Annotated in this window: 16 protein-coding genes; 3 read left to right on the forward strand and 13 right to left on the reverse strand. The window is 42.8% G+C overall.

The features are described 5' to 3' along the window. Positions 1 to 4 precede the first annotated feature (4 nt). Positions 5 to 475, forward strand: a complete 471-nt coding sequence (locus IEW05_RS10995; RefSeq protein ID WP_188538621.1) for a GNAT family N-acetyltransferase — start codon at positions 5 to 7, stop codon at positions 473 to 475. A 139-nt stretch (positions 476 to 614) separates the two neighbouring features. Here IEW05_RS10995 and IEW05_RS11000 read toward each other — a convergent pair whose 3' ends face one another. The 3 genes from IEW05_RS11000 to IEW05_RS11010 are packed head-to-tail and all read right to left on the reverse strand — an operon-like array spanning position 615 to position 2,562. Further along, the gene (locus IEW05_RS11000) at positions 615 to 1,331 is read right to left on the reverse strand and encodes a hypothetical protein (protein ID WP_188538623.1); all 717 of its coding nucleotides are present in this window, start codon (positions 1,329 to 1,331) and stop codon (positions 615 to 617) included. Next, positions 1,328 to 2,200 carry an ABC transporter ATP-binding protein gene (locus tag IEW05_RS11005; RefSeq protein WP_188538625.1) on the reverse strand — a complete coding sequence of 291 codons (873 nt, stop codon included), beginning with the start codon at positions 2,198 to 2,200 and terminating at the stop codon, positions 1,328 to 1,330. The genes IEW05_RS11000 and IEW05_RS11005 overlap by 4 nt, the downstream gene beginning before the upstream one ends. Then, positions 2,197 to 2,562, reverse strand: coding sequence for a GntR family transcriptional regulator (locus IEW05_RS11010; RefSeq protein WP_188538627.1), 366 nt, complete (start codon positions 2,560 to 2,562; stop codon positions 2,197 to 2,199). The genes IEW05_RS11005 and IEW05_RS11010 overlap by 4 nt, the downstream gene beginning before the upstream one ends. Positions 2,563 to 2,954: 392 nt before the next feature. Between IEW05_RS11010 and IEW05_RS11015 the strand changes: the two genes are divergently transcribed. Together IEW05_RS11015 and IEW05_RS11020 are read left to right on the forward strand one after the other, a co-directional pair. Beyond that, positions 2,955 to 3,725, forward strand: a complete 771-nt coding sequence (locus IEW05_RS11015) for an SDR family NAD(P)-dependent oxidoreductase (RefSeq protein ID WP_188538628.1) — start codon at positions 2,955 to 2,957, stop codon at positions 3,723 to 3,725. A 259-nt stretch (positions 3,726 to 3,984) separates the two neighbouring features. After that, positions 3,985 to 4,659, forward strand: a complete 675-nt coding sequence (locus tag IEW05_RS11020; RefSeq protein ID WP_188538630.1) for an SOS response-associated peptidase — start codon at positions 3,985 to 3,987, stop codon at positions 4,657 to 4,659. A gap of 369 nt (positions 4,660 to 5,028) precedes the next feature. Here IEW05_RS11020 and IEW05_RS11025 read toward each other — a convergent pair whose 3' ends face one another. The 10 genes from IEW05_RS11025 to IEW05_RS11070 form a co-directional block, all read right to left on the reverse strand. Beyond that, on the reverse strand, positions 5,029 to 5,487 hold the full coding sequence (locus IEW05_RS11025; protein ID WP_188538632.1) for an OsmC family protein: 459 nt from the start codon (positions 5,485 to 5,487) through the stop codon (positions 5,029 to 5,031). A 247-nt stretch (positions 5,488 to 5,734) separates the two neighbouring features. Continuing rightward, entirely contained in the window at positions 5,735 to 7,360 is a 1,626-nt protein-coding gene (locus IEW05_RS11030) for a cellulase family glycosylhydrolase (RefSeq protein WP_188538634.1), read from the reverse strand. Positions 7,361 to 7,387: 27 nt separating this feature from the next. Beyond that, complete coding sequence (locus IEW05_RS11035) at positions 7,388 to 8,281, reverse strand: carbohydrate ABC transporter permease (RefSeq protein WP_188538637.1); 894 nt, start codon at positions 8,279 to 8,281, stop codon at positions 7,388 to 7,390. Then, complete coding sequence (locus IEW05_RS11040; RefSeq protein ID WP_188538639.1) at positions 8,278 to 9,162, reverse strand: carbohydrate ABC transporter permease; 885 nt, start codon at positions 9,160 to 9,162, stop codon at positions 8,278 to 8,280. The genes IEW05_RS11035 and IEW05_RS11040 overlap by 4 nt, the downstream gene beginning before the upstream one ends. A gap of 56 nt (positions 9,163 to 9,218) precedes the next feature. After that, the gene (locus tag IEW05_RS11045; RefSeq protein WP_188538641.1) at positions 9,219 to 10,517 is read right to left on the reverse strand and encodes an ABC transporter substrate-binding protein; all 1,299 of its coding nucleotides are present in this window, start codon (positions 10,515 to 10,517) and stop codon (positions 9,219 to 9,221) included. Positions 10,518 to 10,640: 123 nt separating this feature from the next. Then, positions 10,641 to 11,744 (reverse strand): response regulator, encoded by a 1,104-nt coding sequence (locus IEW05_RS11050; protein WP_188538643.1) that lies wholly within the window; start codon positions 11,742 to 11,744, stop codon positions 10,641 to 10,643. 16 nt (positions 11,745 to 11,760) lie between these two features. Further along, entirely contained in the window at positions 11,761 to 13,524 is a 1,764-nt protein-coding gene (locus tag IEW05_RS11055) for a sensor histidine kinase (protein ID WP_188538645.1), read from the reverse strand. A gap of 219 nt (positions 13,525 to 13,743) precedes the next feature. Beyond that, positions 13,744 to 14,619, reverse strand: coding sequence for an amidohydrolase family protein (locus tag IEW05_RS11060; RefSeq protein ID WP_188538647.1), 876 nt, complete (start codon positions 14,617 to 14,619; stop codon positions 13,744 to 13,746). After that, a complete protein-coding gene (locus IEW05_RS11065) occupies positions 14,606 to 17,776 on the reverse strand; it encodes a GNAT family N-acetyltransferase (protein WP_188538649.1) in 3,171 nt (1,056 codons plus the stop codon). Before IEW05_RS11065 ends, IEW05_RS11060 begins: the two co-directional genes overlap by 14 nt. Positions 17,777 to 18,025: 249 nt before the next feature. Next, the gene (locus IEW05_RS11070) at positions 18,026 to 22,654 is read right to left on the reverse strand and encodes a polysaccharide lyase family 8 super-sandwich domain-containing protein (RefSeq protein ID WP_188538651.1); all 4,629 of its coding nucleotides are present in this window, start codon (positions 22,652 to 22,654) and stop codon (positions 18,026 to 18,028) included. Between the last annotated feature and the right edge of the window lie 188 nt (positions 22,655 to 22,842).

Below are 22,842 nucleotides of genomic sequence, written 5' to 3' on the forward strand. Positions count from 1 at the left end.
TACCATGGTGATTAGAAAATTTCTTGAAAATGATATAACTCAGATTGTCACCTTGTTCTACGATACTGTGCATTCGGTTAATCAACGAGACTATTCGCCAGAGCAACTTGATGCCTGGGCCCCCAAAGATTTGCAGACACTCAAACTTCAAACCTGGAAAGACTCTATGAGCTACAATGTCACTTATGTTGCTGAGATCGACGGTGCAATTGTGGGCTTTACCGACATGACTCCTGAAGGTTACTTGGATCGTCTATACGTTCACAAGGATTATCAGAGACAAGGAATCGCTTCAGCATTACTGCACGCACTTGAATCAAAAGCAGTACAGCTAGATCTGAAAGAACTGTTAACGGATGCTAGTATCACCGCTAAACCCTTCTTTGAAAGCCACGGCTACAGAGTTATTCAATCGCAGTTAGTAGAACGTAGAGGCATAACATTAGGAAACTACAGGATGATCAAACCTCTTTAAATAGTTCGATCATCATCATGATCCCCAAACAAAAAACACACCATAAGCATAATGGTGTGTTCACTTTATTATTCGGAGGGACCCTAGCGAGCTCGAACCTTGAGTTTCCAAAGTCAAATGTTTTCGCCTCTACCGAAGATCATCTTCCTTTCTTCGGTCTAGGATGCAATGGCGCATGGCGCATCATCGGATAAGTGGCGAAAATAGCAACCAGACTCACCGCCCCAATTAAAGTAACTACCTCCATAGCATTCATCTCGACCCAAAACCCATTGAATATGTTTGAGAGAAATTTCCCGTAATATAGAAATAAACCTATGATCGTCACGGACATGAACATGACCAAACTGCGAGTGAATCCCACCCTGTACAGGATTGTATTTACGAGAAAAGTAAGACCGAATAAAGCCAGACCGACCATCAAGTCTACCCACAAATAAGGTAAAAATTGATACTCTTTCAGAAATAATCTCGCAGGATGCAGGATTTGCGCTTCAACCATAGATTGCTTATATACGGTCACCAACACAAATTGACAAACATTCAGGCATAATATGGTCAATGAGATTACAGCCAGACTTAAGCAATAAAACACTTTCATGAATTGTGTACGCGTACTTCCTGACGCTATTGCAAGTACAAAAAGCTGCTTGAAGCCAAGAATTGAGAACCCAGCAACAAAGAAATAGGTTGGCCCTGATATCGCAGCAATCGTAGTGTCGTTGAGACCAAAGAAAATTCCGAGGAGAATCCATACGATAGTCAATGGGATGGTTATATACAGTAGTAATAATTTTCCGAAATACCAATATACATCCTCAAACACTAGCCGAAATACACCCTTCCATGAACTCATGCAATCACCTCCGTATCCTCTGTAATATTCAGCAAGTAATCCTGTAAATCCACTTTTTCAATCGACAATCCAAGGGTATGAGCTTGTTCCTTCCACTGCTTCGTATATGGAACATCAAGCATGACTCTGATTTTTGACCCGAGTGTAGTTTGCTCTAGCACCCTATGACCGCTCGCGACGCTCATTATCGTGTTCTTTTCTCCAGCAAGCCATACTCCTTGCTCGCGAAGGTCTTCAATCGGTTGATGTAGCAACAGCTTACCATTGTGCATAACAATCAGTGCATCACATAGTGGTTGGACTTCCTCGATATGATGCGTGGAAATCAGAATGAGACGAGGTGTTTCCTCATGGCTTTCTCTTAATGCTTGATACATTTGTTTCCGCACTGCGGCATCCAAACCATTCGTCGGCTCGTCAAGTATCGTTACACTCGCATGACTAGATAGTCCAATAATAAACTGGAGTGCGGATTTCATCCCTTTTGACAGCTTGGATATTTTCTTATTTTCATCCAGTTTGAAGGCTTTAACTAGTCTATCTGCCGTTGGTTGATCCCAATTGGCGTTGAAGTACTTCCCGAATCGAAGCGCGTCATGCACGCTCCAAATCATACTGAATGGATGATCCTCTTGCATATAGCATATGTTCTGTATAATTGCAGAATTGCCGTACGGTGCTGAACCATTAATTTCAATAGCTCCACGATCAGGCCGCACATGACCAGCAAGCAGCCTCATCAACGTTGTTTTGCCTGCACCGTTACGCCCCCATAATCCCGTGATCACCGGCTCATTTTCTTCGAATGAGATACCTCGCAGAACTGAAACTTTATCGTATGAATAGGTTACCTCGTTAACACGAATCATCCATTCTCCTCCTCGATCAATTGAACTACTTCTTGCACACTTAGCCCAATTTTTTTCGCTTCTTCTAATAATGGAATAATATATTCTTCACGATATTGCTTCTGCCGTTCCTTTAACAATTGCAGCTTTGCTCCATTCTTTACAAACATGCCGATGCCGCGTTGTTTATAAATAAACCCTTTATCGGCCAATTCCTGAAGGCCTCTGCGAACAGTCGCCCGGTTAATGTTATAGAAGCGCGACAATTCATTCTCAGACGGTACTTGTTCCCCCTCCTTCAGTTGTCCTTCTACAATCTCATCCATAATCATTTGGGCAATCTGCTGAAAGATCGGCTGATTTTCATCCAAAATCGTCTTCATCAATAACCGCCTTTCCTGAACTAACAGTCGAAAACTTGTATGGTTGGTTACCTGTGTATACAACTATACATATGATGGAACATTTTGTAAATAGGGTTTAATTTATATTCGTCCATTTCACGACCCTTTGTTGCTACTTCACCTAACCATTTTACTTTCTGAAAATGCCCATTCGATGAAGCAGGTCGCAGAGATTAGACGCATCCCAGCAATCCTGTAAAACCAAGAAAGCCGACCTAAAGGTCGACTTCCTTAATTCTATCTATGAAAATACCTATGGCATGATCACTCGGTTAATCCTTGTTCAGTGGCTATACTCTATATTAATATAAATGTATGAAAGGATTAAAATTTTTCATAATCCTTTCAATACTAACGAGAGTGGTGGTCTTTTGACAGAGCGCAATTTTGATGGAAAAGTAATTATCGTAGCAGGTGGTAGCACAGGTATTGGCCGAGCGACAGCAATTCAGATCGCTCAGGAAGGTGGTAAAGTAGTTGTAGTTGCACGGACTCCTGCAGATGGTACGGAAGTAGTCGATACTATTAAAGCCGCTGGCGGTGAAGCAGTATATGTTAAAGGTGATGTGGCTGTTGAAGCTGATATCATCAATTATATTGATAAAACTATCGAAGCTTATGACCAAATTGATGGAGTCTTCCATTGCGCTGCTTATACCGGCAAGCCGCATTTATTAGCCGAATATCCTATCGAAGAATTCGATAAAGTCATGAAGACTAATTTATATAGCCAACTGCTGGGTGCGAAATATGCTATTCCCCATCTGCGCAAAACTAGCGGCGTAATTTTGAATTGTGCATCTATTCACGGGACCTTTGGCTTCGAGAACATGTGTGCCTACTCTGCAAGTAAGGCTGGTATTATTACACTTACTAAGTCCCTTGCTATTGAACTAGGTAAAGAAGGAATTCGGGTAAACGTATTATTACCAGGATCAACACACACACCAATGATGGATAATTTCGAAATTTCGTTAGGTGACCAAAACGCAGTTCGAGAGGCTATTGCTCAAGATAATGCGATCAAGCGTTATGCAGAGGCGCACGAAGTAGCCGAGCTTGCTTGCTTCCTTCTTAGTGAGAAAGCCTCAGCTTGCACAGGTGGCGAGTATAAAGCTGATATGGGTTATACTGCTGGATAAAATAAGGACAACATGTAAGAGACTAACTCACACTGTGATTAGCCTCTTTTTTTATACCTAAAGTATAAAAGCTCCGAATACGAAGCTGCACACATTTCCGATTTGACCCGTCGTTCCCATAAGGCCGTAGATCTCCTTCTTGTTGTTTCCGTTCGGATCGTCATTCCGAATTTTGACCGAGCTAGTTCAAGGCGCTCGGTACCATGAATAATTTACCTTCTTTAACAAACACTACGGAATAAAAGGAGGCTGATGGTTCATGTGTCAACGTTTTTCAATGGCGGCCGAACTTCCAGAAGTTAAGGAGCATTTTGAAATTAGCCGTGTGATGTACTACTATAAAGACCGCTATAACATTAGCCCCACGCAGGAAATGCCAGTCGTGTTACAGCAGGATGGAGAGCGAATTCTGGATGAGTTCCGCTGGGGATTCGTTCCTTATTGGGGAAAAGACGCGATCAATGCGGATCTCCGAAATGTGCATCAGAATCCAACCTACCCCAAAATGGTGGACAAGCAGCGCTGCATTATCCCGTGCAATGGATTTTACTATTGGAAAAAAGAAGGAAAGAAGACTTATCCAGTTCGGGTAGTTATGAAAAACCGCAGTATATTCGGAGTAGCAGGGCTATACGAAATTTGGCGTGATGCGCGTTGGGAACCTCTCCGTACCTGCACCCTGGTCATGACAGAAGCTAACCCACTAATTAGTGAATTTGAGAGTCGGATGCCGGCGATTTTGTCCCCGCAGGATATGAACCGTTGGCTTGATGAGGAGACAAATGACCTGGAAGCGCTGAACCCGATTCTGCGGCCTTATTCTGCAGAAGAAATGGAGGTTTACGCGGTCACTCCAATGATTGAAAACAATAGGCACGACTCAGTTGAATGTATTCGGGAAATGGATCTGAAAACGTCCTGGGTAAAGCCCTGAAATAATAGCAGAATTGTATTTGAACATCCTAAAAAATGGAAGCAGCGAGCGGCACTAGCGTTTAAAACATTATAAGAGCGGCCATTGAGGGCCGCCCTTGTTCTTGTTCTTATTTAGAATCGACCAGCCTATCATATGATGAATCATACGTCCACTTCAGTCCACGGTGAAAGTGGCGTTTTTTGATACTCATTGAAGGTTTCCGGGAGGGTTACCTCTAGCTTTTCCCATGACTGCCCGCTATCGCTGCTTCATCGAGTATTTACCTCCTGTAAAATTCGTTGACATAGCTAAATCCCGTATAGCCTTATTTTGTACGAATGATATGAAGGTGACTTTTTCCAAAAAGGAACTTGAAATATCAATTCATCATCCCCCGTTAACCCCTACTGTTACAACAATAGGCTGCGTCTCAATTAAGACATTACCTGCTACTGCTCTGGAGATCATACAGGACTGTTCTGCCATATGTGCCAGCCGCTCAGCTTTCGCCAGTTCGGCTTCTGTTGCATCACCTTTAAGCACGATCCGTGGTTTGTGCATGATCCGTTCGTACGTAAATACGTTATTCGTTACATCTACAGTCGCTTCAGACTCCAATGTCAGTTCCTGTGGTGTAATATCCGAACGTTCCAACATCGCTGCCAGAGTAATCAGATAGCAGGTCGACGCTGCTCCTAGGAGCATTTCGTCAGGGTTAGTACCTGTTCCCGGCCCCCCCATCTCCTGCGGAATCGAAATGATCGTTTTCAACCCGCCTGCATCAATATGTCCTTCACTGTTACGTCCACCATTCCATACTGCTTTCAAATGAAAAGGATGTTTCATCTCACTCATTCCTTTCGGTATTGTTATATAAATGTATATTGAAAAAGAAAACAAAATTTCAGCCAGTAAATGTATAATAATATTAACGCTCATTCACAGACAAGAGTTGCAAGATAGAATTAAGAATAAAAAACAAGCCATCCCTGCGCAAGATCTACGGGGATGGCTTATTCGTTTATACTTAGCATTCTCCTCTGCTTCATTTCTTTATTGCGCTTCTTCGTTCCGCTCAAAGCGCCGCAATCTGCTAACGCAAAGCCAACCAATCCATGCGAATTGTACCAGAGGCGACTTTTAGTTGAACTTGGTGTAACCCCTGCGACAAGGAAAGTTTATTGCTCAGTGGATATGTTCTCCACTCATCACCTTGAAGTACAATCGAATCCACTTGTTCATCATCTATGATGATAGTTAGGCAAGCGTCTTCACCTACAGCAGACATTTTCACATCCATGGCGTAGGAACTGTATTCTTGAGAGGACCGCACATTGATTTCGTATTTAAACCAATCACCCGAAGAAGCTTGCAGGCAAAGACGTTCATCATCGGACCAAGATTGTCCTTGTCCATGCTCGAAGTTAGGTGTTGTTCTCGTACTATCGATGAATCGGATATCGGTTCGATCCTGTACTCGGAAGTCAACATTCTGCTCTGCTTTGTTAGCTAACCTATAACTTATACCTTCTTTACGATATCCATAGAATATAGCAGGTATTTGTAATGATGGTCTACGAAATAGGGAATTCACCACTTCTGGGTGATAATCACAATTCTCTAACCGCATATTCTCTAGATACGATAACAATATCTTTCCAGCTGTCTCTGGATCAGGCTTATTTCCACCTTGCAGATAATCGATAAATAACTGCCATCCTTCTGGTTGTCTAATAGAACAAGGTGAATTGCTTGTATCCATCTTCTTCCATGTCCAGAAATTCCATGAGATCGATAGATCTTCATATAGGCTAAAGGCACCTACGTACCATTCGATATTGTTCTCTCCACCCTCTCCCATGAAGATAGGAACATTCCATTCATCACGTTTATCCAAAAATTTCTGAATACTCTCCTGATCTGGGTTATTCCAATATTTGTGGAATTGGAGCATCAAATTATCATCGAACTTATCCTCAAAAATAGTCCAATCCGTGGCCCAATGAACCCCTTCCAGAATAATCATATGCTTCTTGTCGATCTCACGAATGGCTTCTGTAATCTCCTTGTATAATGGCATTACCTGATCATTGTACTTATTAAACCACTCCGGTAATGGCTCATTGAGCAGGTCGTATCCAGCTATGATCCATTCATCTTTGTATCTTCTCGCTAAGGCCGCCCAAATTTCGATAGTAGCCTTTCGATGACTCTCTTCCATAAATAACTCAGGTTGATCATGCTCCGAATCATCAATATTGGTTCCCGTCTGTCCACCAGGTGCTCCATGGAGATCCAGAATCACGTAAAGTTTATAGGTTTTACACCAGTCAATCATACGATCAAGAATTTGAAAATGGTGTTCTTTAAAGCGAACCGGATAATCTTCTTCAATTAGAAATCTGGCATTGATCGGTAAACGTACTGAATTGAAGCCTTCTTCTGCTATACGCCGTATGTCCGCTTCTGAGCTGTGATAATCATAATAAGTTTCCCAGAATTGCTCTGCTTTTTCTTGCCCAATTACTTCTTCAATCATTTTCTCCATTCGACGAGGACGATCGCCTTGTTCCGGAAATTTCCACATGTATCCTTCAGGCAACAACCAGCTTCCGAGCCCTACACCACGCAGCAAAAATGGTTTTCCCTCACCATTCAAAATTTGTTGTCCCTCGGCTTTGACAAAGCCTGTCACTTCATTGCTTTGATGTATGTTCATTACTTTCTCTCCATCTTCAAGAATTATTTATCCTTTTACGGCACCGTCAACGACACCGTTCAGAATATATTTCTGTAGTAATAAATACAAAATAATGACTGGCAACATGGCTAAGATCAGTGATGCTAAAATTGCTGACCAATCATTGTTACCATATTGGCCAAAGAGCATATTTGTTGATAACAATAACGTATAGTGATCCGAGTCGGTCAACATTAGCAACGGCAGAAGAAAATCATTCCACATCCACAGTGCATTCAATATCGCAATGGTCGCAGTAATAGGAAGTAGCAACGGAAAAATAATTTTAAAGAACAGTCGCACTTCTCCACAGCCGTCTATGACAGCCGCTTCGTCCAATTCTCGCGGAACTGATTTCACGAATCCGTGATAGAGAAAAATGGCCATCGATACGCCTAGACCAATATAGATCAGTCCAAGGCCAATTGTAGAACCTTGCAAAGATAACACTTTAGCGATTTTGTTTAAGGTGATCATGACAGAGTGAAAAGGAACTAACATGGACATTACAAATAGCGAGAATAATACACTACTTAATTTTCCAGACGTACGAGACAATTTATATCCTGCCATCGAGGCGAAGATAATAATGCCAGCTAAACCAACGATAACTACGACACCCGTATTCCAAAGACTCTGCAGAAAGTTGATTTTATTAAAAGCATCTCTGTAATTGCTAAATTGAAATGTCTTAGGCCAAGCAAGAATGTTATTCAGCATTTCTCCTTCTGTCTTTAAGGAATTCAACAGCCCCATATAGATGGGGAATAATGTGAATGCTGCTGCAACTACAAGAAAGATAAATGTAAGGATCGAACCGAATTTCACTTTCCTTAGATAATGACTTGATTCCGGTGAACCTAGTGAAGCAGAATTGGCATTCGCCCGAATGGTACTCATGCTTCCACCTCTCTTTTCTTCATAATCCGCAATTGTATCATGGTAATGATGAATACAACGAGGAAGAGAATCATCGCTTTCGCACTCGCGTAACCATAACGGCTAGTCATCGAAAATGCTTCTTCGTAAATATTTAATGCTATGACTTGTGTTGCTCGACCTGGACCTCCGCCAGTTAGAGAGAATACGGCGTCAAATACTTTGAATGAATTATTCAAAGTTACAAATAGACCAATCGTCAACGCAGGAAAAATCATCGGTAATGTAACATTTTTAAAAACTTGAACCCCACTAGCTCCATCAATCTCAGCTGCTTCTTTCAATGTTTTGGGTACGCCTTGTAATGCAGCGATGTATATAACCATTAAGTACCCTACACCACCCCAAAGGGAGACTATTAATATCGAAAAGAATGAGTAAGCGGGATCTCCGATCCAAGATTGATCAATAAAGGTAAGGAAGGTGTGTTCCGCTATATAAGGAAGTACCTTCGTGAATATAAACATCCACATAAAACCACCGATAATCATGGAGATCATATTTGGCATGAAAAAGATCGTTCGAAACCACACTTTACTTCTGCCCTTTGATTCTATAAACACAGCTAATAATATAGCGAGAGCATTCTGCAAAATAACCATGAATATCACAAATTTTAAAGTGAACCATAATGAATCCCAAAAAACAGGATCTTGCTTAAAAACTTCCACGTAATTGGCCAGTCCAACAAAACTGTAATTCGGATTTAATCCATTCCAATCTGTTAAGCTATACCATACGCCCCCGAATGCGGGGGCGAGGAAGAATACAACATAACAAAGTAATGCAGGAAATACGAAGGCCAACAACGAAATGATTTTTTTACGTCCTTGATGTATCATCGTCGTATGTCACTCCCATTAAACTGATTTCGGAACTACAACTATTTCGAATTGAATTATTTGCTGTTCTGAACACCAGCGGCCCATGCTTTATCGAGCGCCTTAATGATCTCCTCTTTGGTCACACTTTTAGCAAAATAACTTTGTAATTGTTTAGCAGTTTCATCCGTCACGCCATTAGGTAGAGACAAATCTTGATAGGCCTTTCCTTTCGATACATATACGGATGCTTCATCAACCCATGGAAATGTCTTGTAATTGTGAACAGTGGATACAGGATTAAATTTAAGTTCTTCAAATAAAGCAGACGACTCTTTCTCATCAAGGATGAAATTTAACAATTCTAGGGCTACCTCTTTGTTCTTACTTGTTGGTGACACAGCCAGTGATGTCGATGTAGAGAGATTAATCATTGTACCGTCTGGATTATTACTTACAGGAAGTGGAGCAACCCCAATTTCCATATCCGGATTAACTTTTAGCAATGTTTCTGCCTGCCATGAGCCCTGTACCCACATCGCAGATTTTCCGTTTGCGAAGTCTGCTGAGCCTGTAGCTCCACTTACTTCAAAAGGCTTATCCGTACCGTTCTCCATAATTAAATCAATAATATTAAATACATCTTCTACATCCTTATACGATGCAGTACCCGCATTCATTTGTTCAATCCAATCTGGATGTTCTGAATTCACAATTCCCCCCAGCGACAGTGCCATCATTAACTGTGGAATCCAAGATTCCTGGAATGCGAGTTCAAATGGTTTAATCCCTTTAGCATTCAGCTTCTCTACAACCGCTTTCATTTCATCCAATGTTTGTGGTGGAGTTAACCCTAATTCAGTGAACATCTGTTTATTGTATAAATATCCCCATGATAAGCTTTCTAGTGGAAGTGCTACGACCTTCCCGTCGTATATGACGGTGTTCTTAACGCTCTCATACAGCCCACCAACGAATGGTTGATCTGACAAATCAGATAAATAACCAGCTTTGTAATAAGTAGGGATATCAGCAATCGCATGTAAGGTAAATAAATCTGGTGCATCATTAGATGACAACCGTGTCTGCAAGATTTGCTTCGCCTGATCCGAGTTAGGCATCTCAAGCTTGATCGATACATCAATATTTTGTTCAGCAAGCATTTTCGCTTTGAATTTTTCGAAGTAAGCATCAAACTGATCTTTAAATCTTGGGAAACTCATAAATACCTTTAATTCTACTTTTTTCGGTTTTTCGTTGGTTATACTACTGTTGGTGTTGTTAACACTATTCGCCGTATTGGATTTAGACCCACAACCAGCCAATACAGTCATGACTAATGCAGTGATAAGTGTCAATTTCAGCATTTTCTTCATGTTGTAACCTCCCTTAATATTTAACTTCACGCTAAGTATAAAGAAGATGGCCCTTAACATCTTTTGAATATATTAGCTTCTCCTATTGGACAATATTGAGATGCGAACGATACCTGAGATCCATTAATCTTCTTTGCGTAGGCTACCTGGAGGCATACCATAATGCTTTTTGAACACCCGGTAAAAATAAGCCAAATCATCATACCCCGATAATTGAGCTGCGTGTTTAATAGGCAAACCTTCTTCGACGATAAGCTCCCGAGCTTTCTCCATCCGCATGCGTACGATAAAATCAGATATGTTCTCCCCTGTTATATTCTTAAAACTTCTGCTTAGGTGTTCTTTACTTACAAAAAAATGACTCGCGATGGTCTCTAGAGAGATATCGTCCTGATAATGCTGTTCAATATATAATTTTACTTCCCCAAGATTAAGTCGATTGCGATTCTTCTGCAGTCCTTCAATACGATCAATAATATCAGCAAAAACACGGCTAAGCTCAGCTACCGCTTCATTAAAAGAGCTCCATTTTGTTTTATTATCCTCTGATTTAACTTCTTCCTCCATCCAAATCTGACCTAACTCCATGTCGTGCTCAGAGACAAATTTACTCAACATCAAGAAGAAGTCATGGCTAATCTGAGAAACGGGTTTCGCTCGATCTGAGTCCTTCGTCATACGTTCCATAAACTCTGCCAGCTTAGCAAATTCATGCGATACCATACTTTTATTCAAAGTTAGTAAGTGGCCGAATATTCTTTGTCGGTAGGCTAAGTATTCTTCTAATGCAATTCGATCTGTAAAAAAGAACGGTACCTCAGGTAACTCCTCATGTAGTCTATCGATCGCCTGCAAATTTTGGGAACATCTTAGTAAGGCGTCATTAAGTTCATTCTCATTTATCGGTTTTAATAGGTATTCTACCGCTCGTGAACGTATAGCTTCCTTCAGGTATACAAAATCATCATATCCACTCATGACAATAATCTCTTTTTCCGGATATTCAGCACTAATTTGACGTAGGAGTTCCACTCCCTCAATACCTGGCATTCGCATATCAGTAATAACAATGTGAGGTTGTAATTCCTCTATAAGTCTGAGCCCTTGTTTACCATCTTCTGCTTCTCCGATAACAGTCATATTCATCTTGTCCCATGCACCAAGTGCTTGTACAACTTGTCTAGACCAAGGTTCATCATCAATAATTAAAACTTTATAGTTAGGCATTCCTGCTTCTCCTTTATTAACCTAATGTAGTTGGTAAAATAGCAATAATTAGGGTTCCTTCACCATCTTTACTAAAGATCCTCAGACCGAATTTTGGGCCAAATTGAAGCTTCAAGCGTGAGTGTACATTCATCAATCCAATCCCATGTGGTCGTGCCAAGGAATGAATATGCTCCATACTCTTGTCTCGATATTCTCCATCTTTTAACCCTTGGCGGAGCTGTCTCTTACGTTCTTCTGACATTCCCACACCTTTGTCTTGAATGATCAGTGCTATCCGATTTCTAACACGTGTCACACGTATGTCAAGAACCCATGTTCCTTCCTGTGGTTGGAGACCATGCTCAAATGCATTTTCTATAAGGGGCTGCAACGTAAATTTGGGAAGTCTGACTTGCGACAATTCTGGATCCGAGGATATAGTTATCGAACATCGTCCACTGAATCTATTTTCTTGAATAAATATATAATTCCTTGTGTGCTTTATCTCATCTTCGAGGGTGACCAACTGATCCAGATCATTGTAACTAATTGAATAACGCAACAGTTCCCCAATGACATTCGTAATTATATAAATTTCGGGTGCTCCTTTCATCAGAGCCATTCCCCCAATCATATGAAGCGTGTTATTCAAAAAATGAGGGTTTATTTGGGCTTGTAATGCCATTAACTGAGCACTTTTCACATTGATTTCATGCTGGTATTCCTCTTCAATTAATTCTTTAATACGAAGCATCATATTGTTATATCCAACCTGAAGAAGTCCAATTTCATCCTGCGATTGGACAGACTTCTGTTCAAAGTTCGAGAAATTTGTCTTGTACATCGTTCTAGCTAATGAAATGATGGGACGAGTGATTTGTAAAGATACAAGAATTGATAATACAATAGATAGTGCCCCGAACAAAATACCGGTAAATATCCCTGCCTCTACTGTAGATTTTGCACTGGCTGTTACCGTAGAGATAGGAATGAATTTCACAATCGTGATTCCCCCTGCTCCAACCCTTTTCATGAAATAGAAACCGTCATTCGTCTTGCGAAAGTCTAACTCCGAATTTTGATCACTTAACTGAACAAATTGATCTGTTATGACAGTAGCATTGTCGATCCAATCATCCGTCCCAGAAAGAAGCTCTCCTTCATCATTGAGAAGATATACAGAGCTATCCGATTCGGATAATAGAAGGGTGCTAACTTCGTTCCAGACGTTCTGATTCAGATGGGTAGCAATTCCTCCAAGGAGCTTACGATCTTCAAATCTATTAATACTATGCAAAACATAAATCTCATGATCCTCTTGTGCGAAATACATATTTATCGGGCCTTGCTCCATCCGGCTCCATACTCCCTCATTCATTCCCATTCGTGTTGTAATCATCCCTGTATGATTCACGGTGTATGCTTCACCACTAGTAGCAATAGATAAGGTCAAATCATCAATCTTTCGGGAGTTTGAAAAAAAGGCTGTCGTCAATGTCTCACGAATTAGATTGTGGAAGCGATATTGAAAACCAACATCTTGATTGCTTTTATCCCTTATTCCATCCATTAAATCTTGATTAATTTGCAATGAATAAAATAAGGCATCCATTTGCTCCGTTAACTCGTTCAGATATTGATCAGCCCACAAAATACGCGCACGATTTCCTTCTATCAGTTCTTTCTCAACAGATTGCTTTGTGTTACTCGTGGCAATCCAAGTAATGGTGATCACTGGCAATAAAGTGAGACAAATCATGATTAGCATCAGTTTTATACGTATACTGGTTCGCTTCATTGGATCCCCCTGTCTCTTCTTTCTTATTGTGTTTTCAATTATCATATACTTTATCTAGTCAACTCGAAAGTTAATTACTAAATTAGAACGTCAAATTTATTAGGGAACTTTTGATCAAAAAAAAGCCATCCCTTCGCACGATCTAAGGAATGGCTTGTTCACTTATATTTTATTTTTCCATATTCCATTTACCCTCTAGTGCTGTTCTCCTCGCTCCGCTCAAAGCGCCGCAATCCGCTGCTGGATACGCGGAAACAGCCCAAAGGCATTCTCGTAAAAGACCTTCTCATGGTGCTGCTCAGGCACGAGTCGACGGATGAACTCAGCATACAGGTCAATTGGCGCAAGCGGCCAATCGGTTCCGAACAGCATTTTCTCGTAATGATCACAGTACACCAGCGCCCGGCGAAAATGATCCATGAAGAGGGGTTCGTTCATGAACCGTTCAAAATGGGGCCCATCACCGACAACGAGACCGGATAAATCGGCATATACGTTAGGATTTTTAGCCACCACTTCGGCAGCATCCATCACCCATGGGTCGCCTAGATGGCAGATCATAAAATTCACGTCTCGCTGCTGATAAGCTAATTCATCTACGGTAAGGGGATGCGAATACTTGAGCAAACCATTCATCGAGTACGTATCCCCGGTATGAATAACCACGGGTGTGCCGTACTTAGCAGCCAGCTCATAGACCGGTGTATAGATTTTGTCATAGACGTAGTGATGATAGTATCCAGCATACAGCTTAATTCCTGCTACCTCAGGAGCTTGCAGCCGTGCTTCGATTCGGTCCAATTCCTCCAATGCATGCTTGCCTATGAGCATGTTCGGATTGATACCAACACATTCCATTAAGAAAGGCGGAACACGATCTTCCAAGTCAAGTCCCATCGGATTGGGTGAAGTGGAATCGGGAAAAGCTCCCTTTGTCTGCTCCGTGACTCCCATTCCAATTCCGAGAACGACGTTGTTCTTGTCAAACTCAGCTTTGAGGCCAGTTGCAGTGTAATCGACTTTGGACAGATCCCTAGCTGTTTGATAAAAGCTGTCGATGTCCGACAGATGAATGTGAATATCAATGATCGGCATTTGAGGTCTCCTTTTCGTCAGTATGATTTGCAAAGGTAAGCTTAAGAAGGCCACGAACATCCTCTGGATTCAGAGCGATCTTCCCCATGATCAGAAATGTCGGCTGTGTCCAAGCAGTTTCTCCATTCAGAAGTGGAAGATGATGATTCACACCGTGCGTGAACACTTTATTGTTCACATAAACCGAGGCCCGCTGATTGGGATAACTATTCACAATATGCAGCAGGTCCTTACGCGACGTCGCACCAATTCGCATAATCCCCTTGGAATCAAGATGGGCTTCAACTTTCCCAAGAAGAAACTTGCCTTCCTCAGGGAGATCCATCCATCCTTCGGAAAAGACAGGTGAAGGCTTGAAGTAACTATCCTCCGTTAGCGAATAATGCGGCAGAGCCAATCCACTTCCATTAGTCACCGAATGCTGCACACATAACACTGGGACGCCGGGGAGCATAAGGTAATGCTGGTTAATGATAATTCCCCGATTCGATTCTTGCTTCTCTATGGAAGTGGTGATTCGCATTCCTTTCCAAATGTTTCCATGAGCGTCGATCCGCTCCACCCAAGTAGCGGTTCTTGGTTCCTGCAACCGACTGAATCCCCCCATGCCTGGAATCCCCACACCAAGTCCACCATGCCAAGGATTCCACCAGGAACGTGGAACTGCTTCTGGATAGGAACTGTCCAGCCATTCTTCTCCTTGGTATTTCAAGGAATGCACGACGCTCCCGAATTCAGGGGCAGCCGCGATTGATAGAGCTCCGTTACTCACCGTATACATGGGACCGGCAGGTCCTTCATCCAGCTCACAAGTGACGGTTGTCTCCGTCTGAGGGAACCAGAGAACCGATCGCTCCTGAACACGATCCTCACCGCGATAGACAGCCCGGACCTTCCGCCCGGATTCACCAAATCCCGTCGATTCTATCTCGTCAGAAGAGAGCTCAAAGTCCACTGAGCGCAAATCCTGCTCCCTTAGCAATGCCATTTCGGCGGCCTTTCGCTCCGCTCCACCATCTTTTTGTACATACAATTCCAGACTCCCAACAAGCGGAATCATCTTTCGTTCGATTAGTTCTGCGTGAAGCTCCCCTGTCGCAAAGAGATTTCCGCCGCCGATCGTTAATTCAAGATGATCATCCAGCACCGGGATCACCGAATTCCGCTGTTTCCGGGCGTAGGAACGGAATTCTGACCACTTGGTGAAGGTGTTCAAAGCAAACATCGTCGTCTTTGTCCGAACAACTTCTCCAGCGTTTAATAGGCCAAGATTATGCTCCAGCCCTAGTGGGTATTCCGGACGAAGCAGTTTCAGTGAAGGGTCCCAGCAAATCCCGCATGTGACGTTCTCTTCCTTACAGAACAGCCAGTTCTCCGTGATCTGAGCGCTGTCCCAATAACTCGGATCGCCTGAGTAAGCATCGCCCATGTCCACGTAATGGCCTTGGTATGGCAAGATAAGCCGCTTGCCGAAGAAACCAAAATTCGTCTGCACATACATATTCTCTTCCAGCGCTTTGCTACCGGTATTGCAGATCTCGTGATAAAATTCAGCAATTCCGTTTGCAAACAGCTTGACTACCGTTTTTATCTCCAAGCCTGGAAAGTCTTCCGACTCATAGAGAGCTTCTAGAACCTGACTCTCCCCTTCGAGATAAATCTTCACATCTTTGGCCTGCTTCTTGGAGAATTCGTCAGCGAACGGCTTGCCTAGCTTGGGATAGGCCCACCAGAAATTATGACTGGAACCCGGATATTCAATCCACATTCCATTATCAATCTTGTTCATATGGAGGGAGTATGCGCCGTTTACAGCGACCCATTGATCCCCAACTTGCCCGCCGAAGCGGCCATGCGTTCCCTTCATTAGGACGGACAACTTGCAAGTGAAGGTGACATCCTTCTTTCCAACCGGAGTGGCCTTAACCTCAATATCTCGTGAATAAAGACCGTAAGACCGCAGGGCGAAGGGTACCTTGACAGAGGCTTTGCTCTTAGCCGGAACCATGATGCGTACTTTAGGATCTACCCATTCCAGGAATTCATCCTCCGGCAAGTTAAAAACGAACTCCGCCTCCGAGGCAAAATTGTTCTCCACGTTCAGGTACATTTCGGCTGGAATGCCCGGATACAGCTCCCGAGTTGGCAACGCTATGTTTATCTTAGCTGGAAATTTGGGAGCGATGCCAATGCGAAACTCTGCCCGCTTACCACCGATGATCCATTTACTCATCACAACGGGATGCGTCTTCTTATCATTCTGCTCTTCCCGAACCGGATCAAGTTCGAAATCCCCCTCCACAATAATCGTTTCTCTTGGAGCGAGCTTAAGTGCAGCGGACAGGTCAAACCGGATATTTTTGTCGTTCTGACCTTTGATCTCAATCGCCAGCTCAGACTCCGAGCGATTCTTGATGAGGTAACGAATCTTGTAAGTCGATCCGAACACAAGATCATGTTCGTCAATCTCAGTGGAGATTTCATAGTCGGGAGTATCGAGTGCAGTCAACCCGCGGCCAGTCTTCTCGAATTCTGCGCGTAAGGAGAGTCCTCCCTTTTGCCAAGTATAATCAAAGAAATCAAAGTCATCATTTCGGCGACCATCCGGCTGGATGGGCAATTCGCGTGTGCTATCTGCGTACCAATCTAGTTCCTCGAAATAAGGAGCGAGTGCTTCCGTTTGCAGAACTGTTGGAATAAAGTTCATCAGATGGACGTAGTCGTCATTTCGTTCCCAGAAGAATCCACATTTTTTATACATCGGCACAGCTTTGGTATTACCTGCCCAAGTAAACAGATCGAGACGTGGCCAGCCCGCTTCAACTGTTTTACGAACAGCGTTCAATATTAGATTACGGCCGACCTTATAGCCGTGATAATCAGGGCGTACATTTAATAGCGGTACATATAAAGCTCCTTCGTCATGACGATAATGAGCGAAACTACAGAAACCAATTACCTCTTTACCATCGACCGCGAGAAACACATGAAGATTGGACGAAATCTCCATCTCTCTACGTACACTATCCTCTGTTCTATGATTGGTGCCGCCGCCCCAGCTTTCGTTACTGCGATTCCACATCTCAGCGACCGCTCCGGCGAAGGATGGGTCATATTCGATAATGCGAATTTGATTCGCTGTGGTATTTTCTGTCATGCTCTCATCTCCTTAACATCGATCTAAATTTATGTATTCGTACAGTGATACCCTATGAGTTATAGCCTTATCATACTATAAACTGGAAGAATTTAAGTATCTACTAAACAATTATAAATAAAAACTCCTGCCAAGAAACAAAATTTCCCAATAATAAAAAAGCCAAGATCCAAAAATCAGACCTTGGCTTTCGCTTATGTCATTATTACCTTTTATCACCTAAAGCAAGTTGTTTCGTTGCGGCGTCCCCTATTTTAAAACATCTAACATGCCAAGAATCAAAGTAACTGCTTCGGCTCTAGTTGTAGGAGCATTAGGATTAAATTTACCACTTCCATTTCCTTTTATTAATCCTGCTTCTGCAGCCACTGCTACATATGGTTTGGCCCAAACTGGAATCTGATCTGCATCATCAAATATCAATGTTACATCTTGATTTACTTCTAGGCCGAGTGCGCGAACAATAATAACAACTAATTCGCTTCTGGTGATTTCATGATTCGCACGGAATGTACCATTTTCATAACCTGAAATATATCCCGCCTTAGCAAGTGCCTGAATGAATGGTTGTGCCCATGCAGGTGTTTGGTCTTGATCCACAAACCCAAATTTTGTATCCGCTTGCTCTAATTTCAGCGCTCTTGCCAGCATTGTCGAAACCTCACCGCGAGTTACAGCGCCATTTGGTCTGAAAGCTCCATCTTCATAGCCTTTTACAAAACCAAGTTCAACTGCGGTTTCAATGGAAGCCTTAGCCCAATGATTTACGATATCAGACAAAGCAACTTTAGGTGTTCCTGGCCCCACAGGTTTCACTGGCTCTACTGGTCCAGCTGGTGTTGGCGTTGTTGGCGTTGTTGGCGTTGTTGGCGTTGTTGGTGCTGGATCCGGTGATTGCGTCGATCCGCCAGCCGTAGAGTTAGCTTCAGTTCTTACAGTTACACTGAGACCATCACTCCAGTTTCCTGCTGTATCGCCAGCTATAACCTCAAAGTTATAACTCGTGTTTGCTGATAGACCAGTGACCGTATAGCTAGTGATATTACCAGGTAATAGAATTAATTCACTGCTATTCTTGTAAATTTTATAGCTTGTTACACCCGTAGCATCTGTTGCTTCTCTCCATGAAAGGATTAGACTCGTCTTCCCAACACTTGAAGCTAATAATTGTACTCCTGTCGGCCATGTAGGTGCAGTCTTGTCAACAACTGCTTCATCTTTATAAGTTGCTGTTAATTTAACGGCTTCACCAGGCATAATAAATGTATACAAATTGGTGTTCGTTGCATCTTGATTTAACGTCAAGTTTGCTGGAGTTACAGCCCACTTGTCGAACTCTTTATCTACTGGCGTATCCAGCGTTATCGTTACAGTTTCACCTTTCTTAGCGATCTGTTTGTCTGCTGTTGCGCCTTCCACGGTAATGTTATAGGACTTTCCGAGATCAAATGTTGCACTGAACGTCTTACCGAGAGAACTCGCAGTGTTGACATCAATACTAACTCCGCCTTCTATTGGTGTAACTTTCATTCCAGTATCTGCAGTTAGCAGTGTCAGGTCCGGTTGGTGGACTTCAATCGTCACTGTGCTTTGTTTTTGCGTTGGATCGGAGATCGCAATTTTCATTCCACCACCGTCTTCTTCTTTCATGATGACAGCAGCCGCGGATTTAGCACTGATACTCCCCACAGAACCCGCACTCCAGAAATTCGCAGACGTCATGCCGAGATGCTTGTTACTCACAGCCTGTACTGTTGATGTATTGCTCAGTACTTCTACTGCTGGATGTTCACTATAAGCTTTTGTTTGTGCCGCCGTCTTACCAGGAAGCAATACATATTCGTAATTTTCTGATTGTGGATTGTTCCCATGTTCAAAGGCGATGCTAGCATAGTTGCGAGTTAGCTGATCTTTCGACTGCCCGTTGTTAATGTCATACCACGAGCCTGTTCTCCCTTCACGTATAACACGTAGAGTAGGTGCAGTTGGGAAGTAGTAGCCTACATCTGAACTAGAACCTACACTGTTACCCGCCAAATGCGCCCAGTTTACACCATCAATATCTTCCACGTAACCCAATGATGTAGGCAACGGCTCACCGTTAATCATAAATTCGTTATCACCGCTACTATTCAACTTTCGATTATCAACAATCGTTTCTACCGTTTTAGTTACAACCGATGTTTTACTAATACCTGTACCAAGAGCAACCACTTCATCATCGAACATGAACCATGATTTCCTACCACTTAAATCACTTCCAGTTACTTTCATTAATGAGAAATTCATACCGCTTGCGCTATACAAATGATCTAATGTTACACCGCCAACATGGCTTTCCGTATTGTAATAGTAAGCCCATTCGCCCGGTATCTTCCCTTCTCCAGAGCCGTCTGTCGTCGTGCCTGGCAAGCGGAAGCTATTCACCGTAGCCCAAAATCCATCGCGATATTGCAACAAGTCATTGTTATAAATATAGGTCATGCCAAGACCGGTATCCCAACCTTTTAAGTTTTCTTTATTACCCATTTCAAAGTCAGAGATACGGTCTGAGAACATACTTAGTCCAAAAGCGTAGTCCGGACGATGATGCGTAACCCGGGCCATACCGTTGAACATGTAACTCTGTGAGAGCTCACCGCGCGCCACAACGGTATCATCATTCATGACGCTCTTCAGTAACATCACGCTATAAATCGGTAAGCCTTTATAGTAATCAGCAAAGGTTGTATCCTTGCTCACCCATTCCTTAACCATACTACGAATATTAGCGCTTATTTCTGGTGGTGCCCCCTCTGCTAAACTTGCTAAGGCTACAATTGTACTACGAGCCGTTCCGGAATCGCTCCTAGAAATCCCTCGTCCGTTAACCATATCCATGTATAGCCCTTTGTAAATAACCGGTTCGAACGTATCAGTTACCCACTTGTAAATGTTAGCTACACGTGGGTCAGTCACTGCCCAAGGTGAATTGTTGAGCAAATAAGTGATGTCCGCCGTGCGGCTGAGCCAGACTGCTCCATAACCAGCAGTGTATGCGATATTCGCATGCTGAACCAGTGATCCATCTTCATATACGCCATCACCACTATTGACATAGTTGAATTCTGAGCCAATCGAATCCCGTCCTTGCGTGATCTTAGCACTATTCTTTCCAATAACACCGCGCAAAGTTACAACATGCGCTTTGTCCAGCAAATTACCGCCGGTCTCGATAACGTTGCTATTTTGTACCCGCTTTGTTGGGTCAGGACAATACTTATCAATAGTTCGCATAAAGTTCTCAATTTGCTGAGTGTTCAGCGCATCATACATAAGAATCAAACAATCATTTAGCAACTGCGGCGCACCGATTTCAAACCCCCACCAGCTGCTGGCGGTACTGTAGGAGAAACGTTCGTTATAACGCTTAGCGTACATCCAATCTAAAGCCCCAATAATTGCATCCCGCAATTGTAGATCTTGATAAAAACGAGAAGATTCCGTATTGTAAGCGATTGCCATTGTTTTAATACGTGTAAACTCACTAACGATGTTGTTAGCATGCTGCTCTTTCGTATCGGCGCTATCGGTAAGATCTGACCATAAGAATTTACGGCTGCTATCATTAACACTAAGTGTATCAAGATAACCTGTCTTAGTGGCATTGGATACACTATTGTCCATCTCAGCCACTAATGCCTGAATAGCAGGATCAGCAGCAAGGTTAGCATCTGCAGTTCCAACTAACTTCTGCTTCCAGCGTGTACGTAATTGATTGTAGGCAGCTGCTGTTTCTGCGGAATCTACGCTAATTTTGCTCTGTGCCTTGATCATCTGGTCATCTGTAGCAACAGTGACTGTCGCCACACCCGCAGCAACTGCTGTTACATTACCAACGCTATCAACAGTAGCTACATTCTCATCGCTAGTACTCCATATTAAATTAGGAGATGTTAGATCATTTGGAGTATAGGTTAATCTAAGAGGGTTCGTCTCCCCAACCGTCATCGTCATTGCCGTCGGTTCAAGCGTTAACCCTGTTATGCCGTCGTACTCCTCAAGCTGAACGTTATCAAACCACGCTTTACCGGTACTATTTTCAAAGAACAATTCAACAAAAAATTTGGCACCACCATCTGGCACCGTAATAAAGACTTGCTGCATCGTCCAATCGTTCGTACCATACACTTTAGTTGAAGTAGGCCCAGTTAATAACGCTTTTCCAGTAGAATCCACCACAGAAGTGCGATAATAAACGCCGCTGCCACCTGCAACCTTTTCGGTCTTATACCACACTTGCAAACGATACGATTTACCAGCCTCAACAGGCGCCTTGGCATTAATGGATACGCGACTCGTCTGGGAAGCATCAATCAGCAGCGATTGCTGACCACTATAATAATTATTAGTATCGACCGCTACGCTTACTGTCCTACCAGCTGGTTTACCAGAACCTACAGGAATCCATGTATCCCAATTAACAGGTGCTGGGTTCGTATCGGTATATTGAGTCCAAGTACCACTCGGCGTTACCGTCTCTTCGAAATCACCATTCGGAAATAGATTAACATAGGCGGACTCTTGGAGAGTCTCCTCCGCTACTAGTGGAAGTTCTGCGATGTTTTCCATCTCATCTTCGCTTTCTCCTAGCATGTTCTCCTCCGCTTGGCCATTATTATCAATACTACTAAGATTGTCATGATCACCATCAACTTCGATCGTATCGCTTACTATTTCATCTTCATTGCTTATGCTCTCAGCGTCCTCTCCAATTGTAAGCACTTCCAAATCTTGCTGCCAATTTCCTGCATCTGCTGACATCGCTGCACTTGTTCCAACAGGAAGCAATGTGATTACTAAGGTAACGGCTAGTAACAGGCATAGGACTCTCTTCATCGCTTTTTCCTCCATCCCACGATTCCTCATTTCTAAGGTATCCCGATAATGACTCATCTTCCGCATTCAACCCTTCTCTAACATAAAAAGAAAAGTGTTAGCGCTTACATCAAGATTAGTATGATTATAGTTTTCTTGCGTGTATTATTTTGCGCTTATGAAGTAACGATTTTGACCAATCGAATATA

The sequence above is a fragment of the Paenibacillus segetis genome (genome assembly GCF_014639155.1).
Lineage (GTDB): Bacteria > Bacillota > Bacilli > Paenibacillales > Paenibacillaceae > Fontibacillus > Fontibacillus segetis.